The organism is Stenotrophomonas nitritireducens, assembly GCF_001431425.1.
Taxonomy (GTDB): Bacteria; Pseudomonadota; Gammaproteobacteria; order Xanthomonadales; family Xanthomonadaceae; genus Stenotrophomonas; species Stenotrophomonas nitritireducens.
In genome coordinates, this window is the sequence record NZ_LDJG01000062.1 from 1 (window position 1) to 761 (window position 761).

Here is a 761-nt window from a genome sequence, read left to right on the forward strand (position 1 = left end):
CTGAGCTATTCCCGCTTGGGGAGCCGTGCATTCTACAGACTTCGTAGGTGTTGCGCCAGCTTTTTTAACAACTTTCTTCACGCTCTCCGGAGGCTTCCGGCCGTCCGGGGATACCGGGTGCAGTCGCCAAACTGCTCGGTATCCATGAGGTGAATCCCTGATGCCGCTCCGTTGAAAACCCGGAAACTTCATCGATCTGGAGCGGGAAACGAGTCATGCACTAGAGCGCTAAGTCTCTGTTTCCCAATCACTTTCTCCACTGTGGTGATCAGCGAAGAACTCAATTATAGCCTTGTTTTTCGCCCTCGGCAACAAAGTTCATCCAACCACTTCCACCAGCGTCCAAGGATGATCCATCCACCCGTCGTTACGCCTGATGCGTCCAGCTGCTGAGCGGGTTCGCTATCGAACTCCAACTTGCGACGATCATGACTTGCGCTCGCTCCGCAGGCAGCGCGGGGTGGTGTCGCGTGGACTACCTGGCACCTGGACGGCTGTAGGACACAACCGCCGGCATCGGAACACCGCAAGTACTCATCTTTACATCGCTGCGGCTAACTTCGCCGGAGCGCAACGCGGCGCCAGTGTAGTGGCAGCCAGCCTCAACGAAGGCGTGCAGCAATCCGGTTCATCTGCTCGATCTCCGCGCGCTGGCCATCGGAAATCGCTTGGCATAGGTTGACGAGTTCCGGATCTGAGAGCTGCGCCTCGCGGCACATGAGGATCGCTCCCGAATGGTGCGGGACCATAGACGCGATGAA

At 57.7% G+C, this 761-nt stretch carries 1 protein-coding gene; it reads right to left on the reverse strand.

Annotation, left to right across the window (positions count from 1 at the left end):
• Nucleotides 1-602: 602 nt before the first annotated feature.
• Nucleotides 603-749, reverse strand: coding sequence for a DUF305 domain-containing protein (locus ABB22_RS17975; protein WP_238569093.1), 147 nt, complete (start codon nt 747-749; stop codon nt 603-605).
• Nucleotides 750-761 lie beyond the last annotated feature (12 nt).